Origin of the sequence: Vibrio sp. 16 (genome assembly GCF_963681195.1) — a bacterium.
In the GTDB taxonomy this organism is placed as follows: Bacteria; Pseudomonadota; Gammaproteobacteria; order Enterobacterales; family Vibrionaceae; genus Vibrio; species Vibrio sinaloensis_D.
Map to the genome: position 1 here is coordinate 740,057 of NZ_OY808998.1, position 22,116 is coordinate 762,172.

The 22,116-nt window shown below is 47.5% G+C and carries 21 protein-coding genes; 12 read left to right on the plus strand and 9 right to left on the minus strand.

The features are described 5' to 3' along the window. Positions 1–151: 151 nt before the first annotated feature. Positions 152–1,039, minus strand: a complete 888-nt coding sequence (locus U9J37_RS17660; RefSeq protein ID WP_043886447.1) for a LysR family transcriptional regulator — start codon at positions 1,037–1,039, stop codon at positions 152–154. 131 nt (positions 1,040–1,170) lie between these two features. Between U9J37_RS17660 and U9J37_RS17665 the strand changes: the two genes are divergently transcribed. From U9J37_RS17665 to U9J37_RS17675, 3 genes are all read left to right on the plus strand, one after another. Next, on the plus strand, positions 1,171–1,476 hold the full coding sequence (locus tag U9J37_RS17665; protein ID WP_005469295.1) for a monooxygenase: 306 nt from the start codon (positions 1,171–1,173) through the stop codon (positions 1,474–1,476). A gap of 9 nt (positions 1,477–1,485) precedes the next feature. Beyond that, entirely contained in the window at positions 1,486–1,860 is a 375-nt protein-coding gene (locus U9J37_RS17670; protein ID WP_005469369.1) for a hypothetical protein, read from the plus strand. 117 nt (positions 1,861–1,977) lie between these two features. Beyond that, complete coding sequence (locus U9J37_RS17675; RefSeq protein WP_005469344.1) at positions 1,978–3,225, plus strand: leucine-rich repeat-containing protein kinase family protein; 1,248 nt, start codon at positions 1,978–1,980, stop codon at positions 3,223–3,225. A 54-nt stretch (positions 3,226–3,279) separates the two neighbouring features. Here the strand turns inward: U9J37_RS17675 and U9J37_RS17680 are convergent, their stop codons facing one another. Continuing rightward, positions 3,280–4,965, minus strand: coding sequence for a glycoside hydrolase family 13 protein (locus U9J37_RS17680; protein ID WP_005469356.1), 1,686 nt, complete (start codon positions 4,963–4,965; stop codon positions 3,280–3,282). A 31-nt stretch (positions 4,966–4,996) separates the two neighbouring features. Continuing rightward, positions 4,997–6,028, minus strand: a complete 1,032-nt coding sequence (locus tag U9J37_RS17685) for a LacI family DNA-binding transcriptional regulator (protein WP_005469091.1) — start codon at positions 6,026–6,028, stop codon at positions 4,997–4,999. A 329-nt stretch (positions 6,029–6,357) separates the two neighbouring features. Between U9J37_RS17685 and U9J37_RS17690 the strand changes: the two genes are divergently transcribed. The 5 genes from U9J37_RS17690 to gtfA all read left to right on the plus strand — a co-directional run bounded on the left by U9J37_RS17690 (position 6,358) and on the right by gtfA (position 12,644). Next, positions 6,358–7,710, plus strand: a complete 1,353-nt coding sequence (locus U9J37_RS17690; protein ID WP_005469293.1) for an ABC transporter substrate-binding protein — start codon at positions 6,358–6,360, stop codon at positions 7,708–7,710. Between the two features lie 87 nt (positions 7,711–7,797). After that, positions 7,798–8,808, plus strand: a complete 1,011-nt coding sequence (locus U9J37_RS17695; RefSeq protein WP_005469357.1) for a carbohydrate ABC transporter permease — start codon at positions 7,798–7,800, stop codon at positions 8,806–8,808. Then, positions 8,808–9,989, plus strand: coding sequence for a carbohydrate ABC transporter permease (locus tag U9J37_RS17700; RefSeq protein ID WP_005469099.1), 1,182 nt, complete (start codon positions 8,808–8,810; stop codon positions 9,987–9,989). Before U9J37_RS17695 ends, U9J37_RS17700 begins: the two co-directional genes overlap by 1 nt. A 28-nt stretch (positions 9,990–10,017) precedes the next feature. Then, entirely contained in the window at positions 10,018–11,109 is a 1,092-nt protein-coding gene (locus U9J37_RS17705) for an ABC transporter ATP-binding protein (protein WP_039475348.1), read from the plus strand. Positions 11,110–11,162: 53 nt separating this feature from the next. Then, on the plus strand, positions 11,163–12,644 hold the full coding sequence (gene gtfA / locus U9J37_RS17710) for a sucrose phosphorylase (RefSeq protein WP_005469320.1): 1,482 nt from the start codon (positions 11,163–11,165) through the stop codon (positions 12,642–12,644). Positions 12,645–12,716: 72 nt separating this feature from the next. Here the strand turns inward: gtfA and U9J37_RS17715 are convergent, their stop codons facing one another. Together U9J37_RS17715 and U9J37_RS17720 are read right to left on the minus strand one after the other, a co-directional pair. Further along, positions 12,717–13,457, minus strand: a complete 741-nt coding sequence (locus tag U9J37_RS17715) for an SDR family oxidoreductase (RefSeq protein ID WP_005469048.1) — start codon at positions 13,455–13,457, stop codon at positions 12,717–12,719. Between the two features lie 40 nt (positions 13,458–13,497). After that, positions 13,498–14,394: a LysR family transcriptional regulator gene (locus U9J37_RS17720; protein ID WP_005469362.1), complete on the minus strand. Its 897-nt coding sequence runs from the start codon at positions 14,392–14,394 to the stop codon at positions 13,498–13,500. A gap of 84 nt (positions 14,395–14,478) precedes the next feature. On the opposite strand from U9J37_RS17720, the gene U9J37_RS17725 reads away from it, so the two are divergent. Beyond that, on the plus strand, positions 14,479–14,715 hold the full coding sequence (locus U9J37_RS17725; protein ID WP_038212244.1) for a DUF2798 domain-containing protein: 237 nt from the start codon (positions 14,479–14,481) through the stop codon (positions 14,713–14,715). Positions 14,716–14,757: 42 nt separating this feature from the next. Here U9J37_RS17725 and U9J37_RS17730 read toward each other — a convergent pair whose 3' ends face one another. The 3 genes from U9J37_RS17730 to U9J37_RS17740 form a co-directional block, all read right to left on the minus strand. After that, the gene (locus U9J37_RS17730; protein WP_005469305.1) at positions 14,758–15,474 is read right to left on the minus strand and encodes a YebC/PmpR family DNA-binding transcriptional regulator; all 717 of its coding nucleotides are present in this window, start codon (positions 15,472–15,474) and stop codon (positions 14,758–14,760) included. Positions 15,475–15,567: 93 nt separating this feature from the next. Further along, positions 15,568–15,777: a DUF3283 family protein gene (locus U9J37_RS17735; protein WP_005469113.1), complete on the minus strand. Its 210-nt coding sequence runs from the start codon at positions 15,775–15,777 to the stop codon at positions 15,568–15,570. A 166-nt stretch (positions 15,778–15,943) separates the two neighbouring features. Next, positions 15,944–16,141 carry a PA3496 family putative envelope integrity protein gene (locus U9J37_RS17740; RefSeq protein ID WP_005469028.1) on the minus strand — a complete coding sequence of 66 codons (198 nt, stop codon included), beginning with the start codon at positions 16,139–16,141 and terminating at the stop codon, positions 15,944–15,946. A gap of 375 nt (positions 16,142–16,516) precedes the next feature. Here U9J37_RS17740 and U9J37_RS17745 point away from each other — a divergent pair, with 375 nt between their 5' ends. The 3 genes from U9J37_RS17745 to U9J37_RS17755 are packed head-to-tail and all read left to right on the plus strand — an operon-like array spanning position 16,517 to position 18,764. Continuing rightward, entirely contained in the window at positions 16,517–17,365 is an 849-nt protein-coding gene (locus U9J37_RS17745) for an ABC transporter ATP-binding protein (protein ID WP_005469102.1), read from the plus strand. Beyond that, complete coding sequence (locus U9J37_RS17750) at positions 17,362–18,294, plus strand: ATP-binding cassette domain-containing protein (RefSeq protein ID WP_005469214.1); 933 nt, start codon at positions 17,362–17,364, stop codon at positions 18,292–18,294. The genes U9J37_RS17745 and U9J37_RS17750 overlap by 4 nt, the downstream gene beginning before the upstream one ends. Then, positions 18,291–18,764 carry a hypothetical protein gene (locus U9J37_RS17755; protein ID WP_005469248.1) on the plus strand — a complete coding sequence of 158 codons (474 nt, stop codon included), beginning with the start codon at positions 18,291–18,293 and terminating at the stop codon, positions 18,762–18,764. The genes U9J37_RS17750 and U9J37_RS17755 overlap by 4 nt, the downstream gene beginning before the upstream one ends. Positions 18,765–19,157: 393 nt before the next feature. Here U9J37_RS17755 and U9J37_RS17760 read toward each other — a convergent pair whose 3' ends face one another. Continuing rightward, entirely contained in the window at positions 19,158–21,128 is a 1,971-nt protein-coding gene (locus U9J37_RS17760) for a replication initiator protein RctB domain-containing protein (RefSeq protein WP_005469179.1), read from the minus strand. Between the last annotated feature and the right edge of the window lie 988 nt (positions 21,129–22,116).

The window sequence follows — 22,116 nt, forward strand, 5'->3', positions numbered from 1 at the left end:
CGCGCTCTCCTACCGCAAAACGTAAAATTTACGTTTATTATCTAGTAAGAAAAGAAAAACTCAACTCTCATTTACGTAAATTAGGATTGTCGTCAACCAAATTCGTTAATTTTTCGCTCGTTCAGTTAACTTTCTCACTCTCGCAACATACTCATTGGGCCGTTTTCCGTAAGAAATCATAAAAGCAAAGGGCAGCCGGGCCCGTTTTAGCTCCCTTAGGTAGGGTGATATGCAGCGGCACTTGATACTTTTCATTGTGCTCGACTTTAAGCACCTTTAACTGGCCTGTGTTTCTTGACTTGATGATGTGCTCTGGCAAGCGGCAAAACCCGACACCTTGCTCCACCGCCCGAAATGCATGATCAAAATTATCAACGGTAATCCGCTGATTCGCCTTTAACCAGCCGACATTTTGCTCTTTGTTCTCAACCTGAGTCGCCCCCAGATCGCGAATGACAACTTGGCAATGAGTGGCAAAATCCGACATACAAACCTGACTTTGACTTGCGAGTGGGTGCTTACTTGAGACAACGGGCAACATACTCGTCATCGAAAAAGCTTCGGCAGGATAGTTAGTCACCGGCAAAGTAATTATTGCAATATCCGCTTGCTCGCTGGTCACCATTTCTGCCGTTTTAGAAAGCGAAGTCTCTACAACTTGAATGGAGGTGGTACTGTTTTGACTAAGATACTCTGCCATCGGTTGATAGAGCAGGCTCGGGTCGCAGAGGTGATCCATCGCGACGGTAATCTCTGACTCGACACCCGCTGAAATTTGTTGGCTTAAGTCTTCTAGCTCTCTGGCCTGTTCAAGCATACTGCTCGCTCTTCTAAGCAGTGAACGGCCATGCTCAGTCACTGTGGCACGTCTTCCCTTCACCTCCACCAGCTTAACGCCCAGTTGATCTTCTAACTTTTTGATCGAGTAAATCAGGGTGGTATGGCTTTTGTTTAAAGCCGAAGCTGCGGCTTGAATACTGCCCGCTCTATCCACTTCCTTCAGCGTAACCCATTGCTCAAGTGTACTTTTCAACCTCATCACACAACCTGTCAGTTTTTTAGACATTAAAGCGCAATATTATGAACTTTTCTGTTTAATTTATATAGACAACAATATCTCCATCGAACAGCGACACGCGTTCACAACAGACAACAATTGGAGAAACTAAGATGAAATTACTGCAAGTCGATTTTGAATATCATGGCCCTATGGGCGAAGAGATGTCTCGCGCATTGGTAGGTCTAGCGGAGTCAATTAATCAAGAACCCGGCATGATGTGGAAAATCTGGACAGAAAACGGATCTGAAAAGCGAGGTGGAGGTATCTATCTTTTCCAAGATGAGACCAGCGTACAAAATTACCTAGACATGCATGCCGCTCGACTAAAAGAAATGGGAGTTGCAGAAGTGCGTGGCGTTATTTTTGACATCAATCAGCCACTGACTGAAATCAATCGTGGGCCAGTTGGCCTGTAAGGAACCGCTATGACCAATAGACTGTTTTTAACCTTACACGGCAGCATCTACACTGTGTTTGCATTCGCACTGTTTTTTCTGCCGACCATGATGTGGCCAATGTATGGTGTAGAGATTAACGATAAGTACGCTTACTTTCTGTCTCAGCACACAAGTATCTTTCTCGGTGGTGTAGCGGCAGCAAGCCTGTTTCTAAGAACAATTGAGCACAAAGAGACAATGCAACAGCTACTCAAAGCACTGCTTGTCACCAACCTGCTTGGTGTCGTAATAACTGGCTATGCTGGATTGACAGGGATCTTTGTCGGCTTCGGTTGGAGCGATCCTGCCTTCTTCGCTCTGTTGTCTTTGCTTAGCTATAGACAGCTAATCAAACAATCATAATTCCAACGCCTATTTGCGCCTGTGACTAAGCGCAGATAGGCCCACCTCGCCTTTTGTATCCAACCTGCGTAGAATACGCGCTCTTTTCCTATTCACGAGCACTTATAGGCAGTCAGTTTGCATACAGTAGAACAACTCAAACGCGGCGAGTTACGCGGCATACATCGGCTTAAACTCTCAGAGCAGCTTACCGAGCTACCCGACGAGATCCTCTCTTTGGCCGATTCACTCGAAATCTTAGACGTATCAAACAACTTACTGACCGACCTCCCTGACTGGTTAACCGAACTGCCTAAACTGACCATTGTTTTCGCCTCCCAAAACCGTTTTACGCATTTACCTTTGGTGCTCGGACGTTGTAAGCAGCTTGAGATGGTTGGCTTCAAAAGTAACAAGATCGCCCGCGTATCAGGCGATGCATTACCTCTGCAGCTACGTTGGCTGATTTTGACCGACAACCAAATTGAGCAACTTCCAGAAGCGCTCGGTCATCGACCACGTCTGCAAAAACTGGCGCTTGCTGGAAACATGATCAAGGTATTGCCCACCAGTTTTGACAAGCTCGAAAACCTTGAACTGGTGAGACTGTCCGCCAATCAGCTCACCCACTTCCCTGATGTCTTGTTGACTCTGCCTAAACTGGCGTGGATGGCGTTTGCTGGCAACCCGTTCTGTGAGCGAACCATGACAACCGCCACGGTTCCGCGAGTCTCGCCTGACGCTTACCGACTCAACCATGTGTTAGGTCAGGGCGCTTCTGGTGTGATCTCGCACGCCGATTGGCTGGATCGCCGTTACGATTTTCCAGATCAAGTCGCAGTCAAAGTGTTTAAAGGCGAAGTCACGAGCGACGGCTACCCACAAGATGAGTTACAAGCCTGCCTACAAACGGGGTCGCATGACAATTTAGTGGCGTCGATCGGTTTGGTGGATGACACTGAATCTCTCGCTTTGGTGATGAAACTAATCCCTGATAACTACGTCAACCTTGGTTTGCCACCCACACTGGAAACTTGCACTCGCGATGTGTTCAAACCAGAGTTTCGCTTGTCGGTCAGACAAATTGAGAAGATCGTCGATCAAATGGTGGACGTGTTCAATCACATGCACGACAACAAGGTTTGCCATGGCGATCTCTATGCCCACAACGTATTAATCAATCAAGAGTGTGAGATGATTTTCGGCGATTTTGGCGCGGCGTCGGTTTATGACTACCTGACCGAAACGCAGCAAAGAGGGGTAAGAAAAGTGGAGGCCAGAGCGCTGAGCCATTTTATTGATGACCTACTTTCAGTTTGCCAAGCAAAAGAGCAGCAAACGGCGGCGTATCAATCACTGCGAAAGCTCACAAAATTGATCGCCTAATCCTCCTCACGCTTTACAGTGTAAAGAGCCACCTCGCAAGGTGGCTCTTTTTGGTTATGCCAGTTCAATCACCAAAGCTTGGTAAGGCTTTAATGCCATTTCCGTTAGGCTCTCAACAGTCTCTGGGTAATTGTTGATTACTTGCTGTTTGACACTGCCGGGATAACTTCTCACCACACTATTACCACTAAAGTTTGCAATGGTCAGCAGAGATTCGCCTTGATGACTGCGGATGTAGGCGTAGACTTCACTGTCTTGCGGGTCCAGCAATTGATGCTCGCCATACACAATCACGTCACCGTACTGCTCTCCTTGGCGCAAAGCAATCAAGCGGCGGTAGTGATGATAAATGGAGTCATCGTCATTCACCGCCTGTTCCGCGTTGATCTCTGAATAGTTGTCATTGACGGGCAGCCATGGCGTCCCCGAGGTGAAGCCAGCGTTTAATTGATCGTTCCACTGCACAGGGACTCGAGCGTGATCGCGTGAAAAATCGTTCAAAAAGGCCACCGCATCCGCATCACTTACTCCTCTGTCACGCATTTTTTGATAGTGGAATTTCGCCATCAAATCATTGAACTCGTCAATAGAGTCAAAGTGCTTGTTGGTCATGCCAATCTCTTCACCTTGGTAGATGTACGGCGTACCACTCATCATATGCAGTACCGTGCCGAGCATTTTCGCACTCACCACGCGGTACTTTGCAGAGTCACATCCATAGCGCGAAACCGTGCGAGGCTGATCGTGGTTGCTCCAATAGAGACTATTCCAGCCTTTCTGATACAAGTCTTCTTGCCAGCGAGTCATGATCTCTTTGTATTGAACCAAATCGAACGGTTTTTTCACCGCATTGTGCTCTTCCCTATCGATACTGACGTGCTCGAACTGGAATATCATGCTGATTTCGTTGCGATCAGGATGCGAATAATAACGCCCATCAAGGGTGGTAGTGAAAGGCGTTTCTCCCACGGTTAACACATCATAATGTTTGAGGACTTTGTCGTGCATTTCACGCAGGTATTGGTGAACCAACAAGTTATTGGACCAATGCTCCCACCCCGCAACCCCTTGATCGAAGATCGTCGCATCGGGGTAATCGGAGGGTTTACCAATCATGTTGATGACATCCATACGAAAACCACCCAATCCTTTTTTCAGCCAGAAATGCATCATGTCGTAGACGGCTTCACGCACTTCTGGATTCGCCCAATTGAGATCAGGCTGCTTGTTGCTGAACAGATGCAGGTAATACTGCCCAGTGTTCTCATCAAGCGTCCAAGCCTTAGGTTTGAAAAAAGACTCCCAGTTGTTTGGCTCACTGCCATCAGGCTTAGGGTCTTTCCAAATATACCAATCCCGTTTGGGGCTATCTTTGCTGCTGCGTGATTCAATAAACCAAGGGTGTTCGTCTGAGGTATGGTTGACCACCAAATCCATCACAATCTTGATACCGCGCTTGTCCGCTTCAGCGATCAGCCTATCCATATCGGCCATGGTGCCAAATTCAGGAGCAATTTTCTGATAGTCGGAGATGTCATAGCCGTTGTCGTCCATCGGCGATTGATACACAGGACTCAACCAGATGACATTGGCACCCAGCTCCGCAATGTAGTCGAGTTTGTCGATGATACCAGGAATATCACCGATCCCATCGCCATTCGCATCATTGAAGCTTCGCGGGTAAATTTGGTAGACAACCGAATTGTGCCACCAGCGCTTATCGAGTTGCTGCGTACTCATGATCGTTGCTCCTTAAACGGGTTATACAGGCCTAACTGGTACGTCGAATCATCAACTCGGTGTCGAGTACCATGGTTTGGTATGGGATGTGTCCCATCGCCATTTGGGCGGCAAGCTGCCCTTTATGCATAATCGGCTGTCTGACCGTGGTTAATCCGGCTGACTCTGCAGCAGGAATATCATCAAATCCGACAATACGAATCTCATCTGGAACGATTAATCCGAGCTCTTGGGTCACCTCAAGGGCTGCGAGAGCAATCTTGTCACTCATACACAGCAGCACTTGGGGACACTGCGGTGAGGTCAACGCGCCTCTCAACATGGTTTTTAGAACCGGTTTCTCAAGCTCATGGATTTGCCACACATTATCCACATCCAGCGTAGCCCCCTTGTCGTGAATCGCCCGTTTGTAGCCTTCAAAGCGGCATCTCGACACCGATTCTTCCTCTGTGTACAGGTTGTCTAGATTGGCCAGTGCCAGTGCATTGGTCGATTCCAAGCGCAAACCAAGGATCAAGATATGGTCATCAGGGCTGTGAATAGCGTGGCTTGCGATGTCATAACAGGCTTGTTCGTTATCAACGTTAATCGAGGGAATGTCTGGCCAACAAAAATCGACCGTCACTAAAGGTTTGCGCTGACGCGTAATCAAGTTCATGACGTTGGCGTCCATCGGTTTGCCATACACAATAAAGCTGTCTGGAATCGTCTCGACTTGAGTGTTCTGATAATTCTCAGTATTGGACGGCAGCATCAACATGTTGACGTGCTCTTGGTCAAGCAATTGAGAAATCCCCGCAAGAAACTCCGTCGCAACAGGATCGGTAAAGTTGAACGCAAGGTTGTCAGCCAATAACAGCCCAATCACCCCTGTTTTACCAGTACGAAGGCTGCGCGCAGTGATGCTTGGTCCACTGTAACCGAGGTTTTCGCACTCTGAGAGAATCTTCTCTCGCAGCGATTTAGAGAGCTGGTTTGGTCGGTTAAAGGCATTCGACACCGTCGCGGTGGAAACCCCGAGATACTCAGCTACGGTTTTAAGTGTCGGCTTTTTATTCTGCATGATAGGGCTAAGTCCAAACGTCTTGTTCTGGAGGCAAAGGTAGCCTCAATTTTTTAAAGTCTAAAACGATTAAGTAAAAACCAGTACTCGAAGCAGAGAAGCAAACTGATCAACTTTGAACCTGATCAACTTTTGTTCAAAATAACAGCAGTAAATATGATCAAAAGCACAACACAAGGCTAAAAAACAAGCAATCTCTGGAAGTACTTATATTTTGATTAGTGATAACTTAATCGATTAAGAGATAACCACCATAAACGGTCATCTCAACAAAGTTCGGTTTGATAACAAGAAACGTTAATTAGGTATCTGAACACGGAGTCTAACCAATGAAAACCACTCTACTTGCTAGTTCGATTGCTGTCGCGGTGCTGTCCCTCCCTACCATCGCTGCTGATTTAAAATATACTCCCGGCGAGGACGCTCGCTTCAATTGGCAAAGCTACGAGGCTTTGAAGAGTCAAGATCTGAAAGGTCAAACCATCACCATCTTTGGTCCTTGGCTTACTCAAGATAAAGAGTTAGTTGAAAGCGTGATTGCTTACTTTGAAGCCGCTACAGGCGCCACAGTGAACTACTCTGGTTCAGACTCGTTTGAGCAACAAATCGCCATCGATGTTCAAGCAGGCAGTGCGCCGAATATTGCGATTTTCCCTCAGCCAGGCTTGGCTGCCGATCTCGCTTCTAAAGGCTTCTTGACCCCCCTAGAGCCAAAGACAGCAACATGGATCAACGACAACTATGCCGCCGGTTCTTCATGGGTCGATTTGGGAACCTTTGCCGGTAAAGATGGCAAAGACGCACTGTATGGATTTTTCTACAAGGTCGATTTGAAATCGCTGGTTTGGTACGTCCCTGAAAACTTTGAAGATGCGGGCTACGAAGTCCCTGAAACCATGGAAGAATTAAAAGCGTTGACCGAGCAAATCGTCAAAGATGGCGAAACTCCTTGGTGTGTTGGTTTAGGCTCGGGCGGTGCAACAGGCTGGCCTGCAACTGACTGGGTAGAAGATATGATGCTGCGCACTCAATCGCCAGCGGACTACGACAAATGGGTCACCAACGAGCTCAAGTTTAACGATGCCAAAGTGGTCAATGCGATCGAAGAATTCGGTTGGTTTGTACGCAACGATGCCTTTGTTGATGGCGGCGCTCGCGCAGTTGCTGCAACCGACTTCCGCGACTCGCCGAAAGGATTGTTCACCTCTCCGGTCAAATGTTACATGCATCGCCAAGCCTCCTTTATTCCAAGCTTCTTCCCTGAAGGCACTCAGCTAGGTGCAGACGTTGATTTCTTCTACTTCCCTGCCTACGAATCGAAACCGTTAGGTAAGCCAGTACTCGGCGCTGGTACCATGTGGAGCATCACTAAAGATTCACCTGCAGCGCGCGCCTTTATGGAGTTCTTACAATCACCCATCGCCCATGAAATTTGGATGGCGCAATCAGGCTTCTTAACGCCACATAAAGGAGCAAACGTGGATGCCTATGGCAATGAAACGCTGAAAAAACAGGGTGAGATATTGCTGCAAGCGACAACCTTCCGGTTCGATGGCTCTGATCTGATGCCGGGCAAAATTGGCGCAGGCGCCTTCTGGACAGGCATGGTGGACTACAGTGGTGGTAAATCTGCCCAAGACGTTGCCAACGACGTTCAAACCACTTGGGATGCGTTGAAGTAACCTCCCACGTTGAAAGCCGATAGGCACCCGCTCTATCGGCTTTCTGTTGCCTCGAGAACGAATTCGACAGCGATAGGTGAAATAGCAATGGAACAGCTTTACTCCTCACTCTTTATCATGGCGTTAGGCGTTGCCAGTTGCGTGGTCTACTTTTTGGGCACCAACTGGTTGCTGAGTGTGATCTTTCCAACCAAAAACGTCTCCAATCAAACCATGGCTCGCAACTTGCGACGTGCCGCATCCATTCGTCCTTGGTTGTTTCTTGGCCCTGCCTTGAGTTTTCTTGGTTTGTATCTGGTGTATCCGGTATTTGAGTCGATAGTGCTGTCTCTGCACGACAGAAACGGCGACCAATTTGTTGGCCTCGCCAATTACCTATGGCTCTTTAACGACCCTGAATTTCGCGAATCGCTGTTTAACAACTTACTTTGGTTGCTGGTTGTCCCTGCGGCGTCGACGTTTTTCGGTCTGGTTATCGCCGCTCTGACAGACAAAGTCAGCTGGGGCAATATCGCCAAAAGTCTGATTTTTATGCCGATGGCAATCTCGTTTATCGGTGCATCCATCATTTGGAAATTTGTCTACGACTATCGCGCTCCTGGATCAGAGCAAATCGGTATTCTCAATGCCGTAGTTGAAGCGTTTGGTGGCACCGCCCAAGCCTGGATCACGATCCCATTTTGGAACAACTTCTTCTTGATGGTGATCTTAATTTGGATCCAAACCGGTTTTGCGATGGTGATCCTCTCCGCTGCGCTGCGCGGTATCCCAGAAGAGACGGTAGAAGCCGCTGTTCTTGATGGCGCGAGTGGAGTGCAAATCTTCTTCAAGATCCTTATTCCACAGATTTGGGGCACCATTGCCGTGGTGTGGACCACCATCACCATTTTGGTACTGAAAGTTTTCGATATTGTTTTGGCGATGACCAACGGCCAATGGAGCACCCAAGTTCTCGCGAACATGATGTTTGACTGGATGTTCCGAGGCGGCGGTGATTTTGGACGTGGAGCTGCCATTGCGGTAATCATTATGGTTGCCGTTGTCCCAGTGATGGTTTGGAACATGCGCCAAGCGAGCGCGCAAATGGAGGATCGCTAATGTCAGATTCAACGTCTGCGAGTAACGCAACATTCAGCATGAGCAAACTTAGGCGCTCACCGCTGACGCTTTTGGTTCACTTTTCGGTGTTTGTGATTGTGGTGCTGTGGACCTTACCCACAGCGGGTCTTTTTATTTCGTCGTTTCGCGACAAAGACCAATTGGCGATTTCCGGTTGGTGGACATCTCTCACCAGTTCGCAGCAGAACTTGGTAGAGCGTACCGAGGTGCCAGACAAGCAAGTGAAACAAGGGGATCGATATGTTCTTCAAGGCCAACTGCTGGTAGATGGCAAGCCGAGTACCATCAGCGCGTTTGGGTTTTCTTCGCGTGAGCCTACCCGTTACCAACCAGGCGAAGTGGCGCAAATGCGAAATGACGGCACACTCACGGTTGCAGAAAATGGCCAATATCAGATGACCTCACCCGAGCCGTTTACTGGCTCGCGAGGCAAGCGAATTTTCTTTACCGCTGTTGTGCCTCCCAAATTCGGCTTGGATAACTATCAAGAAGTGCTGACCGCAGAAGGGATTGGTCGCTCATTTATCAACTCCCTAACCGTCACCATACCCGCCACAATCATTCCGATATTGATTGCGGCTTACGCGGCCTACGCACTCTCTTGGATGAAAATGCCCGGTCGAAACCTGTTGATTGCGTTAGTGGTTGGCTTACTCGTGGTGCCTTTGCAAATGTCATTGATTCCACTATTAAGACTCTACAACGATATCGGCGCCTTTTTTGGCGTGGGGGCAAAAACCTATCTCGGGATTTGGCTCGCCCACACTGGCTTTGGCTTGCCCTTGGCTATCTATCTGCTGCGCAATTACATCTCCAGTTTGCCACGAGAGATCATTGAATCTGCGAAAGTAGATGGGGCTACCGACTTTGAAATCTTTATGCGCATTGTGCTGCCGCTCTCTTTTCCTGCCCTCGCCTCATTTGGCATTTTCCAATTCTTATGGGTTTGGAACGATCTGCTGGTGGCTACGGTATTTCTTGGTACCGGCGAAGAACACATGGTGTTAACCGCACGATTGCGTGAGCTGCTTGGTTCTAGAGGCGGCAACTGGGAAATCCTTACCGCATCGGCCTTTGTCTCTATTGCGGTGCCGTTAGCGGTCTTTTTTACCCTACAACGCTACTTAGTTCGTGGACTTCTTTCTGGCTCAGTCAAATAAGCCGTTTGCAAATGATGAGAATAATGAAATGACAGGATTAGCTTTAACCAACGTAACCAAATCATACGGTGACACGCAAGTTCTGCACGGCATCGACCTCGATATTCGCCAGGGTGAATTTGTTGTGTTTGTCGGCCCTTCTGGCTGTGGAAAATCGACACTATTGCGTATGATCGCGGGGCTAGAGGAAATTACTTCTGGCGACCTCTTTATTGAACAAGCCCGCGTCAACGATTTGCCCGCCGCTATGCGCGGTATTGCGATGGTGTTTCAAACCTATGCTCTCTACCCGCACATGACGGTGTATGACAATATGGCGTTTGCCATGCGCATCGCCAAAGAATCAAAAGAAGCCATTCATGAGCGAGTGATGGAAGCCGCCAGAATGCTGCAACTTGAGCCCTACCTCGACAGACTACCCAAAGCACTGTCTGGTGGTCAGCGCCAGCGTGTGGCGATCGGACGCGCCATCGTGCGCCAACCCAAGGTGTTCCTATTTGATGAGCCACTCTCCAACCTAGATGCGGCGCTGCGTGTGCAAACCCGTATTGAAATTGCCAACCTGAAAGAGCAACTTGAACAAACCACCATGATCTATGTAACCCATGATCAGGTCGAGGCAATGACGCTTGCCGATCGCATCGTGGTGCTCTCAGCAGGGAAAATCGAACAAGTCGGTACGCCGCTTGAACTCTATACGAATCCAGCCAATGTGTTTGTTGCTCAGTTCATTGGCTCTCCGGCCATGAACCTAAGCGCCGCAACACTGATTGAAGCGGGCGATAAATGCAAAGTGAGCGCCGAAAGTGGTCTGCACATCGATATCCCCATTGCCGCCGCCCCTGAGCTAAAAGGAAGCCAGCTTCAATTGGGCGTTCGCCCAGAAGATTTTCTTGTTGCAAACCAAGAGGAAGCGCTCATCTCCGGAACCGTGCTGTTTGTCGAGTCATTGGGCGAAGTCACCTTGCTCCATATCAACGCCGAGGGACATGAGGAAGCCATAGTAGCGAAGTTACCCGGGATCTTAGATTTCCATCGCGGGGAACAAATCCATCTAAAAGCGGATGTCGAGAAGATCCACCTCTTCAACCAAGATGGTCTCTCTCTTAAACACTTGTGATAGTGGATTCTGGCTTCTGCTCTCTCGCGAACTCGATACAGGAACGTTCTATCATGCAAAATAAGGTTCAGTTGATCGCTTACGTTGACCGCTTAAGTGGCGCCGATTTACCCGCATTGAATACACTGCTCACCACTGAGTTGAGCGGCCTTTTTTCCGCCGTTCATCTGCTACCGTTTTTTTATCCTATCGACGGCAGCGATGCAGGGTTTGATCCGATAGACCATCAATTGGTTGACCCACGCATAGGCAACTGGGCAGATGTCAAAGCGCTCAGTGAACACTGTGACATCATGGCAGACCTTATCGTCAATCATGCGTCGGCTCAGTCTCCGCAGTTTATCGATGTGCTTAACTATGGTGAGGAGTCCGCCTATTGGTCTCTGTTTCTCAAAGAGCAAGACATCTTCCCAAGCGGCATCACTGATAGCCAAGCAGAGGCCATTTATCGTCCCCGCCCCAACCGCTGTTTTAGCGCCAAAACGCTCAAATCGGGTCAGCAAGTTAACTTTTGGACCACCTTTACCGACAACCAAATTGACATCAATGTGGAACACCCCGAGGGCAAAGCGTATCTCGAGCAAGTGTTGCAACTGTTCGCTGACAATGGGGTGAAAATTATCCGCTTAGACGCCGCAGGCTACGCGATCAAACGCGCAAATAGCAGCTGCTTTATGCTCGATGAGACGTTTGATTTCATTGATGCTCTATCTCAGCGGGCCAATCAACTGGGCATGGAAACCATCGCCGAGATTCATAGCCACTATCAAACGCAGATTGATGTCGCGAAACGGGTTCATCGAGTCTATGACTTTGCCCTCCCGCCGCTGGTATTGCATGCTCTGTCCGCTAACGATGTCGATCCGCTGATTCATTGGTTGGGCATTGCGCCGCGCAACTGCCTGACTGTGTTGGATACACATGATGGTATTGGCATTATTGATGCGGGTCCCGAAGGCGATAAATCAGGGCTACTGACGCCATCTCAAATTGATAGTCTGGTTGAATCCATCCATACCAATAGTGGCGGTCAAAGCCGTTTGGCGACGGGCGCAGCGGCGAACAACCTCGACTTGTATCAAGTCAATTGCAGCTATTACGACGCACTGGGAAGAAATGACTTTCACTACCTTATCGCGCGAGCTATTCAGTTCTTCAGCCCGGGCGTTCCCCAAGTCTATTACGCGGGTTTGTTTGCCATGGAGAACGACGTCGAACTGCTAAAGAAAACCCAAGTCGGCCGTGACATCAACCGCCCCTATTTAACGCCGCAAGAGGTCCATTCACGACAGCAAAAATCCGTGGTCAAAGGGCTAATGGAACTCATCAGGCTGCGCAATCGTCACCCCGCTTTCGATGGTGAATTTGAAGTTTCAGGAGGGGGCACATCATTGACGATAACTTGGATCAAGCAAGATTGCCAGATAGCTTTGGCAGTAGATTTGGCGTCACAAGAGGCGTCGATAACGAGCAGCATGGGCGATAAAGAAGAAGCGCTCGACCTACACCAACTGGCCAACCGTGAGGCCGATTGACCAAATAGAACTGGTAAGATGCGCCTTCGTTCAACCTTGCCGAGCGTCAGACAGGTCACGCAGATGTGCTTGCTAGCGACCACCCGCTAAATCGACAAAAGAGCCGGTCACATACGATGCTTCCTCGCTGAGCAACCACGCAATGGCATTAGCGACTTCTTCGGGTGTTCCTCCGCGCTTGAGAGGAAGATTGGGACCAAGGCGGTCAACTCTTCCCGGCTCGCCTCCGTCGGCGTGCATGTCGGTATAAATACAGCCCGGACGCACACCATTCACGCGGATATTCTGCCCAGCCAGCTCCAACGATAGCCCTGTGGTCATCGAGTCCATCGCCCCTTTTGATGCCGCGTAATCGACGTATTCAAAAGGGGCACCAAGTCGAGAGGCTGCCGACGAGACATTCACAATCGCCCCATGCTCGATAGCGTGATCGAACTGATTGATAAAGGTTTTGCAGCAGACAAAGCAGCCAATCACATTGGTGTCGAGCACTTGCTTAAATCGCTTAACGTCGATGTTGTGCAGTTCAGATTGAGTAAAGAGAATCCCGGCATTGTTAACCAAATGCGTCACGTCGCCGTAACGCTGACGAGTTGCGACAAACATGGCTTGAACTTGATTCTCGTCACTCACATCCGCTTGATAGGCAAACGCCTCGCCGCCTTGCTCTACAATCTTATCGACAACCGAGTGCGCTTGTTGCTGATTAGAATGGTAGTTAACACACACCTTGTAGTTTTGCTTTGCGAGCAGCACGCAAGTCGCCGCTCCAATTCCTCGTCCACCACCGGTCACAATCACGACTTTACTCATCTTCTATCCTTAAGAGCTCAACTGACTTTACACTGTAAACCTAACCGATCTTGGCTCTGTTTTTAACCCCTTCCAACAAAGCATCAACGAATAAAGTCAACGCTTTAGGTTGATAGCGCCGCTGCTTGTAAACAAGGTACGCTTGTCTGTCGCTGCGATGATACTGAGGCAGAACACGGGTCAAATTCATCTCTTCTGTAACATGACGAAAGGGCAATGACGCAATGCCGAGTCCTTTTTCCACCGCCGCGCAAACCGAAATAATGTCATTAACGATCAACCTAGGATGAATCTTTAGCATTTCCACTAAGGTATCGTCTTGATAGACAGGAATATCCACTATGTGATCAACGCTAATCCAATCAAGCTGAGGAAGCTGTTCCAAGGTCGTTAAGGGCTGGCCAATGCTCTGCAAATACTCTGGGCTAGCAAAAAAGGCATGTTTTGCCGTAAAGAGCGGCCGAGCGATCATCTCATCAAGCCCCGTTACGTCGAACGTCATCAACAGATCTCGATCCGACTGCGGAACCGCTTGCTCTTGGCTAAGGACTAAATCGAGTGTGACTTTAGGGTAGTCGGTTAAAAACTGCTCGACCACCTCAGCGATAAATCCGCGATAAAAATTGTGGGGCAAGGCTAACTTAATTGACCCCGACACCTCTTCGGTGTCTGAGACGAGTTGGTCAAAACTGGATTCAATGGACTCCATACCGCTGCGCAGCAACTCAAACGCTTGCTGACCATTTTGAGTGGCGACAAGCTCCCGTCCTTGCTTTTCAAGAAGGCGAGTATTGAGACGTGACTCTAGCGCAGATAAACGACGCGACATGGTCGAAACAGGAAGTTGCAGCTTTCTTGACGCAGCAAGCAATGAACCCTCTTCAACCACACAGCAAAATAGGTAAAGGTCATCAATATTTCCAAATATGGAATTCATGGTTCTAAATGTGCTTATTTTTCTCAATAATGACTAGTTATATCCTTCTTTCTCTCTTCACGACAAGCGAATAAAGGACAAACTATGAATCGAAAACAGTTTTGGCTCTCAGCCCTACTCTCCTCCTTTACCATGGCCGCGATCATGTCTGGTCTACTGTCGGGCTATAAGTTAGGGTTTGGCGACCAATGGCCCGCGATATGGATGCAAAGCTTCGCCCTGGCGTGGCCCTGCGCATTACTGCTTAACCTGACGGTCTTACCCCAGGTTCGAAAACTTGCAACATGGCTTGCGACAGCGACCTCCACCACGCAGGTATAAAAAAACCGAGCACTCTGGCTCGGTTTTTTAATCTCGCTGCAATTACAGCTCAGCGTTGTGGTAAACCTGCTGAACATCATCACAGTCATCAAGAAGATCTAGGAATTTCTGGAACTTCTCTGCATCTTCACCCGCGACTGGCGTGTGCGTTTGAGGAACAAACGTGATTTCCTCAACATCTAGCGTCAAGTCAGGGAATGCACCGTTTAGAGCCGTCTTCGTTTTGAAGAACTCGGTATGCGGAGCAAATACCGTGATAACGCCATCTTCAAGCTCTACGTCTGTTACGTCAACGTCTTCCATCATCAAGGTTTCTAGGATGATTTCATCGTCATCACCCTTGAACTGGAATACCGCTTGGTGATCGAACATGTGAGAAACAGAACCTTCAACACCGATCTTCGCACCCGTTTTCACGAAACACTGACGTACGTCTTGGAATGTGCGGTTGCCGTTGTCTGTCAGACAGTCAACGATCACGCTAGTGCCGCCAGGGCCAAAACCTTCGTAACGTGCTGGTGCGTAGTCTTCGCCGCCACCGCCGTTCGCTTTGTCGATTGCTTTATCGATAACGTGTGCTGGAACTTGGTCTTTTTTAGCTTTTGCGATCAGGTGTTTTAGCGACAAGTTCATGTCTGGGTCTGAGCCACCGTTTTTCGCGCACATGTAAATTTCTTTACCGTATTTGGAATAAACTTTAATTTTTGCGCCAGCTGTTTTCGCCATAGAGGCTTTGCGCACTTCAAAACTTCTTCCCATCGGGATGTTCTCTCTAATTCAATTTAACGCGAAGGATTTTAGCAAAAAGCGAGAGCTTTTCAATTTCTCACTTTGCAGAGGAAATGGCCCGCATTAGGCGACACCCATTACTCGCTTATATTTGGCTACGGATTCTAAAAAGAACGTTCGTTCATTGTCATCTCGAATTTTGTCGGCTTCCTGATCGATTTCATCAGGTACAGCTTTCGCTTCACGAAGCTTCCAAACTAAAAACGACGCTTGCTTATCAAGCTCAACCTTATTTTTCTCTTCGGCAGGAAGGTTAGAAAGGTTAATCGACATAAAAAACGCTCTGTATCCGTAAAAATATGGAGTGGGAATATACCACACCAACGCCCAATGTTGAGCAACAATCGTAGGTTGTAAGCGGATCAGATCAAAAAAACAGCGCAAAAATAAAGGGTGGCTTGATGTGCCACCCTTAGGTATTTGAGATTAGACAAGACAACTAGTGCAACAAGCCCAGTTCCTTTGCTTCATCAATTGATAAGCCACTTTCACGAATCTCTCTGAGCGCTTCAATACGACGACGTGCTTCTGCACATTTGACCGATGTTACCGGCTTCTTTGACTCGACTTCTTCCGTGAAGTCCCACTTATCTGCAATCTTAGTCATTTCATCATGGTCAATAGAATTAATGGACATATAAACCTCCGAACAAACCATGCTAGGGACAGCTAATCTGTAGCAAAACAACGCGCCCCTTGTTAAGAATTTTAGCTCCAGAATGTGATTCTGCTAATAGTTCGAAAAGTCTTATCTATTTTTCTATAAATAGGCTTTGCATGGCCCATTATCTCGAAGTACATTTAAAAGATTACCCCCAATGAAAGTAAGCTGATCTGGCTCTCACTTTTCTTCTCCCTCCATTGGCTCGAAACACCCGCAACGCGCCGCTTTGCATACTATTTAAACAACGCTTTTTCGACTCACTTCACCCTTTTTGCCATGAGTTCTTTTCACTCACGAATTAAGAGTTAATGATAATCATTATCTTTTACTTTTTTGGTAGGTAGATTTATGAGTCAATCGTTTCTCGAGCATGCATTTCATGCCGACCCCATTATTCAAATACGCGAATTGTGCGTCGATTACATTACCGATCACGGTGATTTCCAAGCCGTGAAGTCGGTGAGCTTTGATATCGGAAAAGGCGAAATCTTTGGCCTTGCAGGAGAGTCAGGCTGTGGAAAGAGCACCATCGCTTTCGCCATCAATCGTCTCCATAAGCCGCCAGCGTTTATCTCTGGAGGACAAATCCACTTCCAAGGGAGAGACTTATTGCGCCTTCCAGATGAGGAAATTAATGCCATTCGCTGGAGTGAAATTGCGATGGTATTCCAAAGTGCCATGAACTCGCTAAACCCAGTATTGCCAATCAAAGAGCAGTTCGCCGATGTGCTTCGTCACCACCAAGGTGTGAGTGAGGAAGTGGCCCAAGACCGCGCTGAAAAGCTACTCGATCTGGTCAACATTCCACGTGAACGTCTCAGCGAATACCCTCACCAATTCAGTGGCGGTATGCGTCAACGTTTGGTGATTGCCATTGCGTTATCACTCAATCCTAAATTGATCATTATGGATGAACCCACCACAGCACTAGATGTGGTCGTACAACGAGAGATCTTGCAGCAAATCTACCAACTTCGTGAAGAGTTTGGCTTCTCGGTTCTATTTATCACTCACGACCTCGCATTAATGAGCCAGCTTTGCGATCGCATCGCCATCATGCGCCACGGCGAAATCGTCGAAGTCGCCGCATCAAAACAGATACGCAATGCACCACAACACCCATACACACAAAAACTTTGGGCTTCGTTCCCGAACATCCATGAAGGTAAACACAATCAAGAAGGAGCGACAGCATGAGCGAGCCCATTATTAGACTGAACAACGTCGTTAAAGAGTTCACCATTGGCGGCGGTTTCGCTTCTGAAGAGCGTTTCAAAGCCCTGCAAGGCGTCAGCTTCGATATCTACAAAGGGCGTACTCTCGCGCTTGTGGGGGAATCGGGTTGCGGTAAAAGTACCTGCGCGCGGTTAATGACAAAGGTCTACCCTGCGACCTCGGGTGAAATCTTGTTTAACGGTAAAAACATCGACGACATTGAAGGGCGCAAAGAGCTGCTTGAATACCGCAGCAAGGTCCAAATGGTGTTCCAAGACCCGTTTGGCTCGCTCAATCCCACACACACCATAGAGCACCACCTGACCCGCCCGTTAAAGATTCACAACCAAGTCGCAGATAAAAATGAGATTCCCGCGAAACTGCAAGAACTGATTGAATTAGTGGAGTTAGCACCGGATACACTTAAGAAATTTCCCCATGAGCTGAGTGGTGGTCAAAGACAAAGGGTTAATCTAGCAAGAGCCTTAGCGGTAGGCGCAGAGGTGATCTTAGCCGATGAACCGACGTCAATGCTCGATGTATCGATTCGACTGGGCGTACTCAACCTAATGCAGCGAATGAAGAAAGAGTTCGGTATTGGTTTTCTTTACATTACCCACGATCTCGCGACTGCGCATTACATCGCCGAAGAGACGGCGGTAATGTACAAAGGCCAAATCGTAGAATGGGGAGATACTCAAGCGCTGTTAACCAATCCACAGCATCCTTACACTCAATTGCTGATTTCTGCCGTTCCAGACCCGGATCTTCCATTTGGCAAATTGGTGCAGAGTGAACCAAACTATTCACTGGATGCCGACAAAATTCGTGCAGAGAGTGCCATTGTGCAAGAAGAGTACAAACAAGTCGGTCCAAACCATTTTGTAAAACAATGGGTTAAAGCAGCATGATGACATTAGACACGTGGGTCGAACAGATGGGTGTGTGGTATCAAACTCGAAAGCATGATCAAGAGCAAACCCTAGAATCATTGATCCAATCGGTTCCAGATGCCGTTTGGGGTCCAAGGATCACCGATCTTCAGAGCAAGGCTATCGCCTGCTGGTTAGATGGGTGCCTGCGTGTCTACCAACACAATCATTATGAAAAGCCAGACAAAGCCTATCAATATTTGCAGTTAGCCTACAGCCGACTGCAAAACGTGGTCTCGAATCCGCTCAGTGAGCTAGAGCTTAAAGATTGGTGCATGAAGCGCCTGCAACACCTGGCCGTATTAACGCTTGAGTTCTGTAACCAGCAAGAGCAAACCTGTTGGCAAGCCGAGTCGGATCAGTTGATCGAATCCCATGTTCACTTTATGGCAGCGCAATCGTGGAATGAACCACGGAACTATGATCAAGGACAACGCGTCCTCCATTAATCTTCGCCCCCTGTTACTCACCCAATCTGCGGATCAATGATCAATTCCTCCCTTGATCATTGATCCGATAATCACACCTTTTCGGCCAATCTTTCATCTCAAAACTGAATTTTGGACAAAAAAAAGCGAGTTCAGAGAACTCGCAAAAATATTCAGAATGAATGTAACAATATGAGCCAATCTATCAGGGATAATCTAATCCCTCATTCATCAGAAAGGACAAAAGGTTGTCTATTCGGGATAAATCTTATCCAACTCCCCTATTCGCTTTGTCAGTTGACTGTCAGGAGAATGTAGTAGCTTTGTTCAATGGTTTATCGAATGTAACAAACGATAAACAGGTGGCACAAAAAAGCCAGCGTGCGACGCTGGCTTCTCTCTTGAAGGTAAAAATTAGACCGCGACTTCGTCAAGGGCTCTGAAGACCGTCTCATCGAGGTGCCCCTCAAACACTTGTTTGCACACTTTCCTACGCACGGCGAGACCAGCAATAAGACGTTCAATAGATAAATGTTTGTTCTCACTTTGGCCGTTATACAACTCGACCATTTTGCTCAAGGTTTCGTACGGAATTGCCTGCTCACCGACGCGAAGGTAATCGAGCTTGTCTATGAGCTCCAGACACTCTTCTTGAATTGAGGTGTGTGAATGCCCTGTCATAGCGGCAAGAGCCGTTATAGAGCGTTCTAGGGCCTCTGGTGAGGTGTATTTAGATAGAGTAATGGTAATCTCATCAGCGTTGATCTCAACCAGGTGCTTGCGCTGTTTGACTCGTCGGCCAAGTTTCCCTTTCGGCGATCGTTCTTTACGCTGAATGGGTTCGAACTCACCATCAATGATCTGAGACATCTCTTCAAGCTGCTTTTTAGTCACCATTTCATTGCGCAATGGGTTTGGCAACGTTGGCGCCATATTTCGCTTACCTGCGTTGGTTGTTCTGGCGCGCGAATAACGAAGCACCTCTTCAGCGTCACATTTGATGTCAAACTGGTAATCTTTGATCTTCCCTTTCTCTTCGACCGCCGAGATCGTCAAGTGGTAACCCCAGAGGTTGACGACAAAAAGATCCTCTCTCCCTTTTCCATCCGATAAACGTTTAAGCTCGCGGATCAGATCCATCGAAAAACGGCGCCATTCAATGTTTCGTGCTAACTTCTGATTCAACTCACTCAGCAACATTTCATCAGTATGACGACGTACCATGCGACTACGGAAGTAACTGTAGAGCTGGAATACCAAAGTATGCTGTTTCAAGATCTCAGGTGGGAACAGGAAGAAGTAATCACGCGTCAGCAGCTCTTCGTAGAACGAGGGTTCCCAAACTAGGATATACAGGTTTGGTTTAATGCGAATTTCGCCGTCAGCGTTCTCTGTAGGCGCTTCTTCCGAAGCTGTGATGGTTCTGGCTAGAAAACGGAAACGGTCGCTCTTGAAGCCTTCTGGCATGTTCTCGCTTAACCAGCGGCCAGTCAGCTCATGCAACTGAAAGTCCGTAAATTCAATGCGATCAATACTATCTCGAATTGAATCACGTGCAGGTCCACTGTCTTTTTTGCCGCGCAAGGAAAGAATATCGGTGATATACAGCGGTGTTTTATTCGGAACTTGAGTGCCATCCAGCTGATACTGGTGTTGGTGATGCTCGTGGTATTGAACTGTCAGAGTAAACAAGGCGAATAGGGTCATCAGATCATCAACGGTCATGATGTTCTTTGATGAACGCGTTTCGATCACAGCACGTGTACCTGAGATCGAAACCATGCTTTTCTGGTACTGCTTACGCGTCCGTGGGGGTGCTAACGCTTGATCAATGATCCCCGCCCAGTTGGTAGGAGAAACGACAAATTGATCCGCTTCGTCTTTCATTGCTGGTGGCGTATTGAGCCCATGCTCGTTTAACAAGCGCTTGTTCACTTGCGTTTGCGCGAGAGCTTTAGAGCGTTTTTGTTTCTCATTTTGTTTTACCGATTCAGTCACTAGGCTGGTGGCACCAAGCGCTGATATCAATTGGCTCGGATTGATAAAACGGTGCAACATGGTTTTGCCCGCCAATCCTTCTTCAAAGCGAACAGGCACTTGCTGAAACAGTCCAATATTAACGGCTGCACGTAAACGCTGTTGAATCGCAGCGCGAGTGACTTGTCCATCGGTTGCCTCGATCAATTCGGTGGTTGAGACCAAACCATCTTTGCTGCTAAAGCCTCGCAGAGAAATCAAATTCAGAAGTTCTACGATACTTTTCGTCACCCCTTTGAAATGCTGATATTGCTCTATCCAGTTAACTGCTGTTTCTGATACCTCGAATAGATGTCCATCTTTGTGGCTTCTAGGGAGTTTGATCAGTATCTTTTCTTCTGAGCTCATTTTTAGATCCGTGTCACACTAGCCGTAATATCGCTATAGTTCCAGAAGAATAAAGAAAAAAAGATCATAAATAAAGAAAAAACTTATTGTTTTTAAATAACTGATCTTTCTGATTATATTGATCTTAATTGGTAATATGATCTATTGATCTGGGCGACAAGTGCCTTGTAACTAACTGTTTTGAAAGGAATAAAAAAAACAGCCTCTGAAAGCATGATCATGATAATACCGAAACCATGATCACTATAAACGAGAAAGCATGATCAGAATGATTAAGAACGATGATCATCATCTTTATGAAAACATGATCATTGTAAGTCTTGAAGCATGATCATCATCGTTTCACATATTATCCACAGATCGGCACGGTGATAAAAGCTAGGATCTTGAATTCGCACTAATGGAGCTGACAAAAACAGTCGAAACGATGATCAAGAGAGAGTCATTTTTCATCGATTTCCAGATATTTTCATCATGTTACTCAATTGAAATGACACCACTCCAATGTTATCCACAACAGCTGATTTATCGTAAAACTGGCGAAAGCATGATCAAGCTTTTTGAAGATAAGTGTCTGTTTGATGGACCTGTCATCGAACCGTCTTTAAATTGTCGTCGATTTGTCTTTAAACCCCACTATATATGCATTTGCCCGTAATTTATCTGGAAATTTTCATGCTTCCGGAAAGATATCATACTTGATCATTGTTCCGATCTTTTTGTTGATAAGATCACTTACCGATGAATCTGAAAATCTGACCATTTTCCCTTGATCATTGTTCCTTCAGTGGCGTATTTAGCCGCAAGCATGATCATGATGAGTTCCTTGATCATCGTTTCGAAATATTTGTTGCAATTACGAATCCCTAGTTGGTTTGCCAGATTTAGAACTCCTTCCCTATTTCCGCTCTTTACCATTCAGTTCTAGAGATTTTGTTATCGAGTTTTAAATTGAAATGACACCATCCGTAAAATACGCTGCAAAGTT

Excerpts from the sequence above, each read along its gene's own strand:
- U9J37_RS17725 (WP_038212244.1), top strand. The coding sequence starts at position 14,479 with ATGAATCGAAAACAGTTTTGGCTCTCAGCCCTACTCTCCTCCTTTACC.
- gtfA (WP_005469320.1), top strand. The coding sequence starts at position 11,163 with ATGCAAAATAAGGTTCAGTTGATCGCTTACGTTGACCGCTTAAGTGGC.
- U9J37_RS17695 (WP_005469357.1), top strand. The coding sequence starts at position 7,798 with ATGGAACAGCTTTACTCCTCACTCTTTATCATGGCGTTAGGCGTTGCC.
- U9J37_RS17755 (WP_005469248.1), top strand. The coding sequence starts at position 18,291 with ATGATGACATTAGACACGTGGGTCGAACAGATGGGTGTGTGGTATCAA.
- U9J37_RS17660 (WP_043886447.1), bottom strand. The coding sequence starts at position 1,039 with ATGAGGTTGAAAAGTACACTTGAGCAATGGGTTACGCTGAAGGAAGTG.
- U9J37_RS17760 (WP_005469179.1), bottom strand. The coding sequence starts at position 21,128 with ATGAGCTCAGAAGAAAAGATACTGATCAAACTCCCTAGAAGCCACAAA.
- U9J37_RS17705 (WP_039475348.1), top strand. The coding sequence starts at position 10,018 with ATGACAGGATTAGCTTTAACCAACGTAACCAAATCATACGGTGACACG.
- U9J37_RS17670 (WP_005469369.1), top strand. The coding sequence starts at position 1,486 with ATGACCAATAGACTGTTTTTAACCTTACACGGCAGCATCTACACTGTG.
- U9J37_RS17665 (WP_005469295.1), top strand. The coding sequence starts at position 1,171 with ATGAAATTACTGCAAGTCGATTTTGAATATCATGGCCCTATGGGCGAA.
- U9J37_RS17700 (WP_005469099.1), top strand. The coding sequence starts at position 8,808 with ATGTCAGATTCAACGTCTGCGAGTAACGCAACATTCAGCATGAGCAAA.
- U9J37_RS17750 (WP_005469214.1), top strand. The coding sequence starts at position 17,362 with ATGAGCGAGCCCATTATTAGACTGAACAACGTCGTTAAAGAGTTCACC.
- U9J37_RS17745 (WP_005469102.1), top strand. The coding sequence starts at position 16,517 with ATGAGTCAATCGTTTCTCGAGCATGCATTTCATGCCGACCCCATTATT.
- U9J37_RS17740 (WP_005469028.1), bottom strand. The coding sequence starts at position 16,141 with ATGTCCATTAATTCTATTGACCATGATGAAATGACTAAGATTGCAGAT.
- U9J37_RS17730 (WP_005469305.1), bottom strand. The coding sequence starts at position 15,474 with ATGGGAAGAAGTTTTGAAGTGCGCAAAGCCTCTATGGCGAAAACAGCT.
- U9J37_RS17735 (WP_005469113.1), bottom strand. The coding sequence starts at position 15,777 with ATGTCGATTAACCTTTCTAACCTTCCTGCCGAAGAGAAAAATAAGGTT.
- U9J37_RS17715 (WP_005469048.1), bottom strand. The coding sequence starts at position 13,457 with ATGAGTAAAGTCGTGATTGTGACCGGTGGTGGACGAGGAATTGGAGCG.
- U9J37_RS17690 (WP_005469293.1), top strand. The coding sequence starts at position 6,358 with ATGAAAACCACTCTACTTGCTAGTTCGATTGCTGTCGCGGTGCTGTCC.
- U9J37_RS17680 (WP_005469356.1), bottom strand. The coding sequence starts at position 4,965 with ATGAGTACGCAGCAACTCGATAAGCGCTGGTGGCACAATTCGGTTGTC.
- U9J37_RS17720 (WP_005469362.1), bottom strand. The coding sequence starts at position 14,394 with ATGAATTCCATATTTGGAAATATTGATGACCTTTACCTATTTTGCTGT.
- U9J37_RS17685 (WP_005469091.1), bottom strand. The coding sequence starts at position 6,028 with ATGCAGAATAAAAAGCCGACACTTAAAACCGTAGCTGAGTATCTCGGG.